The organism is Bradyrhizobium sp. (genome assembly GCF_035273305.1).
GTDB lineage: Bacteria > Pseudomonadota > Alphaproteobacteria > Rhizobiales > Xanthobacteraceae > Bradyrhizobium.
This window is the reverse complement of record NZ_DATEPI010000271.1, coordinates 1-7007: the sequence shown is the minus strand read 5'-3', so window position 1 is coordinate 7007 and position 7007 is coordinate 1. Positions and strand designations below refer to the sequence as shown.

The following is a 7007-nucleotide window of genomic DNA, read 5'->3' as shown; positions in this document are numbered from 1 at the left end:
ATGTCCAGGGCCGCGGTTGCAAGCTGATCAATGATCGAGGCCAACCGCGCCGGACTGAAATTTCGCAGCGCCACCTCGACATTCGGCTTGCGCGAAAAGTGCAGCCGCGGAAATCCACCCTCGAGCAGTGTCGATACCGGTGTTCCCTCTGCCACCGCAAGGGCGGACTTGTGCAGCCATGCCGCTTGTCGCTGGGCTGCGGAAATAATCATGCCCGGATACGTGCCCGCAATCATGGCTTTGGCGAATTCGCTTTCGACCAGCTCCGGCTTTCCGGCAAACGCGCCGTCCACGATCGGATCAAGCTTCAATTCGGATGCATCCGAGACCACATCCATCACGTCGTCGAGCGCGATCTCGCCTTTGCCATGCGAGTAGAGCGTGAGCTTCCTGAGCTCGTTGCGCGACGCCTGACGGTCGCCCCCGAGCAACGAAACCAGCGCAGCGCGTGCGTCCGGCGCGATCCGCAAGTTCGAAGCGCGTAATTCGTCGTCGATCAGCTTTGCAAGATCGCGTTCCGTATCTGGATAGCAGCCGATCGCAACGGCCGTTTTCGCTCGCTCGCAAGCCTTGCGTAGCGGTGATTCCGGCCGCAGCTCACCCGCTTCGATCACAACGCGACAATCTTTCAGCACACTGTCCGCAAGAGCGTCCACGCCGCTCGCGAAACTGCGCGACCCCGCGCGCACCCTGATCGCTCGTCGGCCTCCGAACAGCGGAATTGTGAGAGCTTCATCCACCAGGCGCGAGGGTTCTGCTGAAAGCTCGTCGCCATCCAGCTTCACCAGTGAGAACGGGTCATTCGGATCATCGACCGCGGATGCAAGCAGCGCGTCGGCGCGCTCGCGTACCAGCCCCGCATCGGGGCCGTAAAGGAGAATAATCGGACGGCCCGAATCGGGTCGGGCGAGAAAGGCGTCGATTTCTTTTCCGCGAAGCGCAACCACGACGAATCAGGATTTGTCATTTCGGACCGCGCGCAAGCGCAGATCGCAGATATGGTGGCGACAAACTTTTCGGTCCGGGATTGCCTCGGTGCTATCGCTGCCCGGCATAGGGGCTGCCATCATGTACCGGCGACGAAGAACGAGGCCAGCCGGGTCTGGATATTTTCGGCAATTTCCTGGGCGGCGCGATCCTCCGCGTCACGAAAGGCGCGGGTTCGGGCGAAGCGCTGCAACTGGCCGGGAATGTCGTAGGATACCCGCGAGAATGTCGTTCCGGTCATGACCGACTTGTTCGAGGCGATCTCGATCAGATTGTACTGCGCGTCGATGCCGTAATTCTCGCTCGAGGGAAGCGCCGTCGCGGGATCGACCATCAGCGACGAACGGGTGGTAGTAAAACGGATCACAAGCCGATGCGTCGGCGGCATGCCGGTGGCGTTGCCGTAGAGTTTGAATGCCAGCGCGTTGCGGATTTCCACCCCGAGCCGCGCGTCGCGAGATGCGTTCGGCTTCTCGATGGGCGGCAATTCGATCCCCATCAGCTTTTCCCGCAACGCTGGCGTACCGTCGGAATGTTCAGCATACATCGGCTGAAAACAGCCGGCAGTCAGTCCCGCCAGAGCGGCCACGGCGAGAAGCCGCGCGGCGATGCGGACGCTAGCCAACGACATTCACGATCCTCATGGGAACGATAATCACCTTGCGGACGGCCTTGCCACCCAACGCTTGTTTTACCGCATCGAGCGCCAAAACGGCAGCCTCAATTTGTGGATTCTGCGCATCGCGTCCCACCGTGACCTCGCCCCGTTTCTTGCCATTGACCTGGACCACCAGGGACACCGTATCTTCGAGCAGCAAATCGCGTTCGATTTGGGGCCAAGCCGCTTCCGAAACGAGCCCCGATTGTGCCAGCCGCTGCCAGCATTCCTCAGCCAGATGCGGCATCATCGGCGCGAACAGTTGAACAAGGATAATCCCGGCCTCGCGGACCGCCCAAGCGAGATCGCCTGCCGGCTGGCCCTGCCTTGCCAGCACCTCCCCGAGCGTGTTCGAAAATTCCCGGATGTAGGCGAGGCAGACGTTGAAATGCAGTTTTTCGATCCCACTGGACACTTTATCCAGCGCCCCGTGCGACGCCTTGCGCAACGCCAGCGCGTCGGCCCCAAAACTTGCCGGCCTCGCCGGTGGCGCAGTTCTGCCGATCTCCGCGCATTCGTTCACCAGCCGCCAGATTCGCTGCACGAAACGAGAGGCGCCCTGCACCCGCTCGTCGCTCCAGATCACGTCCCGGTCGGGCGGTGAGTCCGACAGCATGAACCAGCGCGCCACGTCGGCGCCGTAGGTCGCGATGATGTCGTCGGGATCGACGGTGTTGCGCTTCGATTTCGACATTTTCTCGATGGACCCGATCGAGATCTCTTCGCCCGTAATAATCAGGCTGGCGCGGCGGCCGTTGGCGCCGGTCTCAACCTTGACTTCGGCGGGCGTGACATATGAGCCGTCCGCCTTTTGGTAGGTCTCGTGCACGACCATGCCCTGCGTGAACATGCCGGCAAACGGCTCGTCCATTCCGATATGGCCGGTGGCTTTCATCGCGCGGGTAAAGAAGCGGCTGTATAACAGATGCAGGATCGCATGCTCGACGCCACCGATATACTGATCGACCGGCATCATCCGGTCCGCCACGGCGGGAGTCGTCGGCGCCTTTTCGTTCCACGGATCGGTGAACCGCGCGAAATACCAAGAGGAATCCACGAAGGTATCCATGGTGTCGGTTTCGCGCGTGGCCTTGCCGCCGCAATGCGGACAGGTCACGTGCTTCCAAGTTGGATGATGATCGAGCGCGTTGCCGGGTCTGTCGAATGTGGCGTCTTCCGGCAGCGTCACCGGCAAGTCCTCGTCGGGCACCGGCACCACGCCGCATTTCGGGCAGTGGATCACCGGGATCGGACAGCCCCAATAGCGCTGGCGCGAAATCCCCCAGTCCCTCAGGCGAAAATTAACCTGCCGTTCACCGACCGGCATGTTGCCGCGCAATTCCTGCTCTAGCCGTTTTGCGACCTCCTCTTTGGCCTGTTCCGTGCTCATGCCATCGAGGAAGCGCGAATTGATCATGCGGCCATCGCCGTCATAGGCCGTGTCGGTCACGACAAATGTCTTCGGGTCCTGGCCTTCGGGGCAAACCACGGGCGTATTGCCGAGGCCATATTTGTTGACGAAATCGAGGTCGCGCTGATCGTGCGCCGGGCAGCCGAAGATCGCACCGGTCCCGTATTCCATCAGCACGAAATTGGCGACATAGACCGGCAGTTTCCACTTCGCGTCGAACGGATGGATCGCCCTGATCCCGGTATCGAAGCCCTGCTTTTCCTGGGTGTCGATAATCTCCTGTGCTGTGCCGTGACGTTTCGCTTCGGCGATGAATTCCGCAAGCTTCGGATTATTCGCAGCCGCGGCTTGTGCCAGCGGATGGTCCGGTGCGATCGCCATGAACTTCGCGCCGAACAGCGTATCATGCCGCGTCGTGAAGATTCTCAACTCGGTTTCGCCGGATGGCGTTGTGGCGGGGTCGAGCGCGAAGCGCACCAGCATGCCTTCGCTGCGGCCGATCCAGTTACGCTGCATCAGCCGTACCTTGTCGGGCCAGCGATCGAGCGTGTCGAGTGCGTCCAGGAGTTCCTGGGAATATTTGGTGATCTTGAAAACCCACTGGTTCATTTCGCGCTGTTCGACGACAGCGCCAGAACGCCAGCCGCGCCCATCGATCACCTGCTCGTTGGCGAGCACGGTCATGTCAACGGGATCCCAGTTGATCTTGCGTTGCTCGCGCTCGGCCAGCCCGGCGCGCAGAAAATCGAGAAACAATTTCTGCTGATGCTTGTAATAGGAAGGATCGCAGGTCGCGAATTCCCGGCTCCAGTCGAGCGACAATCCAATCGACTGTAGCTGCTTCTTCATCGCCGCGATGTTGTCGTAGGTCCACGCCTTCGGCGCTACCTTGCGTTCGATCGCGGCGTTTTCGGCAGGAAGCCCGAAGGCGTCCCAGCCCATCGGGTGCAGCACGTTGTAGCCCTTTGCGCGCATGAAGCGCGCCAGCACGTCGCCGAGCGTATAGTTCCGCACATGGCCGATATGGATACGCCCGGATGGATACGGGAACATCTCAAGCACGTAATATTTCGGCCGCGAGTCATCGTTTTTTGACGCGAATATCGCCTTTTCTTCCCACCGGCGTTGCCAGCGTGGTTCGGATTCGCGTGCGTTGTAACGTTCAGAGTTCATGGAATTGCGGGGCTTTTCGTGGATTCGTCCATTTTCCGGACGGCGGGACTAGGCCACAAAAGCAGCTGAGGGGTCAACGCCCGCGGCTCACTGCCTGCAGCGGATGCTTCAGCTTGCCAGCGCGACCGTACCATCGCTTAGCGGCCCGAGGCCGTGCTCTATCACCGCGTTACGGCCCAGATGTTTGGCGGCATAGAGAGCCGCGTCGGCGGCCTCGATCAGGTCTGCGGGCCGGCTACTTGCATCCGGCTTGGTGCACGCCACGCCTACGCTGACGGTCACGGTTTCATGGTTGCTCGTGGAGTGCGGCATCGCAAGTTTCTGCACCTCGGCTCGCACCAGCTCACCAATGTCGCGTGCTCGCGAGAGACCAGTGTTGGGCAGCAGCAAGCAGAATTCCTCGCCTCCGTAGCGCGCCGCAAATCCCATGCAATCGTCGGCGATGCCGGCCAGCGTTTCGCCGACCCGGGCGAGGCATGCGTCGCCTTCGGGATGCCCGTAGGTGTCATTAAACAGCTTGAACTGATCGACGTCGATCATCAGCAGCGACATTTCGCTGTGATGTTGCTGTGCTTTCATCCATTCGAAATCGAGCCTGCTCTGAAACCCGCGACGGTTGGCAAGCCCGGACAGCATATCGATCGACGCAATCACGGTGAGGCGGTCATTGGTCGCCACCAGTTCCCGCTCACGCTGGCCGAGCTGTGCGGCCATCGCGTTAAAGGCGCGGGCCAGCGGAACGAACTCGGCGGGCAGTGACTGCCGAACGGCCCGCACCGACCAGTCGCCTTGGCCAAAACGCTTGGCCATCGCTGCGATCGTCTCGATCGGCTGGATGATAAGCTTCTCCGCCGCAATCAAGGCGCCCAGCAGCACGAATAAGCAGACGAAGCCGAGCTGCACATAGGCCGTGCGGATCTCGCGATCGATCGCAGCGGACACCTTGGCCTCGTCGATGCTGACGATCAGCCTGGATTGCGTGCCGGCGATGCGCGCAAAGCTGAGCGCGCGCTTAGAACCGTCGGCAGCGACAAACGAAAGCGCGCCTTGCGCCTTGTCGGAAGCAATGGCTTGTTCAGCAATCGCCGAGAGTAGCGGCACGCTATCGAGCGAACGCCCGATCATGGTGGACTGGTCGGCGGGAGCGGCCAGCACAGTTCCCGTGCTGTCGATCAGCGCGGCGGAAATGCCGGGTCGACCACCGAGATTGCTCATGATCTTCGACATCCAGTCGAGATTGACGCCGGCCAGAATAACCGAATCCGCGGCGCGATTGATGGCGGACACCGGATAAGCCGCCATTACGACCGGGTTACTGGTGACCTTGGCGAACAGATAATCGCTGAAGACAAAATCGCGGCTCTCCCGCGCCTTTTTCAAATAGGCGCGGTCCGTAAGATCGAGGCCAACGAAGATTGGGTTGGTCGAGCATTGCACCCGTCCATCGCCGCCTACAATGAGTAGAGTGCGTATCCACGGCAGATTTGCGGGCAGGCTGGCGTGGAGGATCTCGCAACTCCGGCCGACGTCTCCGACCGATGCGCCGATATAGGCTGCGGACTTCAATACGGTCTCGACTGAGGAGATGACCTCCAGTTGGGCGTCAGCACTGTGTTGCGCGAGATTTGAGAATTCGGTGGCCGCCCGCGCGATTTGCTTGGCGCGCTCATCCTCGAGTGAACGGGCGCGTTCCAGCATTAGCGGTGCCACAAGAATCAGCGCCAGCAACGCAAGCCGCGCGCGGATTCCGAGAAGCCGCTTAAGCTTCACTCTGTTGCGATTGAGTTTGACGCGTGACATCCTTGGCCCCCGACCCCACATGGACGGTAGAGGGAATGGTTCAAAAAGCCTTTCCTGAACTCCCTAAAATTCGAACTACCCATTAAAAATGTTGGCACACAGGGGTAGAATGACGCCGCAGGAATTCTCGCCGATAAGTCCGCATTTACCAACCGGGTTCGCCACGGTGGAGCAGGAGATCGCGCGCGCCTGCAAGCAAGCGCGTCGCGATCGCTCGTCGGTGACGCTGATCGCCGTGTCCAAGACGTTTGCGGCGGAGGCAATAAAGCCTGTGATCGCAGCAGGACAGCGTGTCTTCGGCGAAAATCGCGTGCAGGAAGCGAAGGCAAAATGGCCTGAGTTAATGTCCGGTTACCGCGGAATCGCCCTCCACCTGATCGGACCGCTGCAGTCCAACAAGGCCAGAGAAGCCGTCGGCTTGTTCGATGCCATTCATTCGGTCGATCGCCCGAGCATTTGCGAAGCGTTAGCCAAAGAGATCACTTCCCAGGATCGCCGGCCGCAATTGTTCGTTCAGGTGAACACCGGCGAGGAGCCGCAAAAGGCCGGTGTGGCGCCGGCGGAAGCTGACGGGTTTATTGCCCGTTGCCGCGACCATTACGGTTTGCAAATTTCCGGCTTGATGTGCATCCCCCCTCTTAACGACGCGCCGGCGCCCCATTTCGCGCTCACGGCAAAAATCGCGGCGCGCAACGGCTTGGCCAATCTGTCAATGGGCATGAGCGCCGATTTCGCCACCGCCATCCAGCTCGGCGCCACGCATGTTCGTATCGGTTCCGCGATTTTCGGCGCCCGCTAGCGAGCCGCGAGTCGATGTTTTGATTCATCCAATGATGATTTTGGTATCCGGCCCGAGCCGGGCCAACAGCCGCAGCATTGCGGATTTGGTCATCGAGACACAGCCCGCGGTCGGACCAAAATTATCTCGAGCCAGATGCAGGAACACCGCGCTGCCTCGTCCCGCGATTCGCGGACAGG

General features: G+C 60.7%; 6 protein-coding genes. 1 reads left to right on the top strand and 5 read right to left on the bottom strand.

Going from position 1 to position 7007, the window contains the following annotated elements; genetic code table 11:
* The 4 genes from holA to VJV58_RS17970 all read right to left on the bottom strand — a co-directional run.
* Nucleotides 1–947, bottom strand: a 947-nt coding sequence (holA, locus tag VJV58_RS17985) for a DNA polymerase III subunit delta (RefSeq protein WP_324138715.1), incomplete at its 3' end; no start/stop codon positions are given.
* Between the two features lie 119 nt (nucleotides 948–1066).
* Nucleotides 1067–1618 (bottom strand): LPS assembly lipoprotein LptE, encoded by a 552-nt coding sequence (gene lptE / locus VJV58_RS17980; protein ID WP_324138714.1) that lies wholly within the window; start codon nucleotides 1616–1618, stop codon nucleotides 1067–1069.
* Complete coding sequence (gene leuS / locus VJV58_RS17975) at nucleotides 1605–4229, bottom strand: leucine--tRNA ligase (RefSeq protein ID WP_324138713.1); 2625 nt, start codon at nucleotides 4227–4229, stop codon at nucleotides 1605–1607. Before leuS ends, lptE begins: the two co-directional genes overlap by 14 nt.
* Nucleotides 4230–4337: 108 nt before the next feature.
* A complete protein-coding gene (locus tag VJV58_RS17970; RefSeq protein WP_324138712.1) occupies nucleotides 4338–6029 on the bottom strand; it encodes a diguanylate cyclase domain-containing protein in 1692 nt (563 codons plus the stop codon).
* A 109-nt stretch (nucleotides 6030–6138) separates the two neighbouring features.
* On the opposite strand from VJV58_RS17970, the gene VJV58_RS17965 reads away from it, so the two are divergent.
* Complete coding sequence (locus VJV58_RS17965; RefSeq protein WP_324138711.1) at nucleotides 6139–6828, top strand: YggS family pyridoxal phosphate-dependent enzyme; 690 nt, start codon at nucleotides 6139–6141, stop codon at nucleotides 6826–6828.
* Between the two features lie 24 nt (nucleotides 6829–6852).
* On the opposite strand, the gene VJV58_RS17960 is transcribed toward VJV58_RS17965, so the two are convergent.
* Nucleotides 6853–7007, bottom strand: a 155-nt coding sequence (locus tag VJV58_RS17960; protein ID WP_324138716.1) for a L,D-transpeptidase family protein, incomplete at its 5' end; no start/stop codon positions are given.

What these genes read in the sequence shown, in the direction of transcription:
- leuS (WP_324138713.1), bottom strand. Translation starts at nt 4,229, where the DNA reads ATGAACTCTGAACGTTACAACGCACGCGAATCCGAACCACGCTGGCAA.
- VJV58_RS17965 (WP_324138711.1), top strand. Translation starts at nt 6,139, where the DNA reads ATGACGCCGCAGGAATTCTCGCCGATAAGTCCGCATTTACCAACCGGG.
- lptE (WP_324138714.1), bottom strand. Translation starts at nt 1,618, where the DNA reads ATGTCGTTGGCTAGCGTCCGCATCGCCGCGCGGCTTCTCGCCGTGGCC.
- VJV58_RS17970 (WP_324138712.1), bottom strand. Translation starts at nt 6,029, where the DNA reads ATGTCACGCGTCAAACTCAATCGCAACAGAGTGAAGCTTAAGCGGCTT.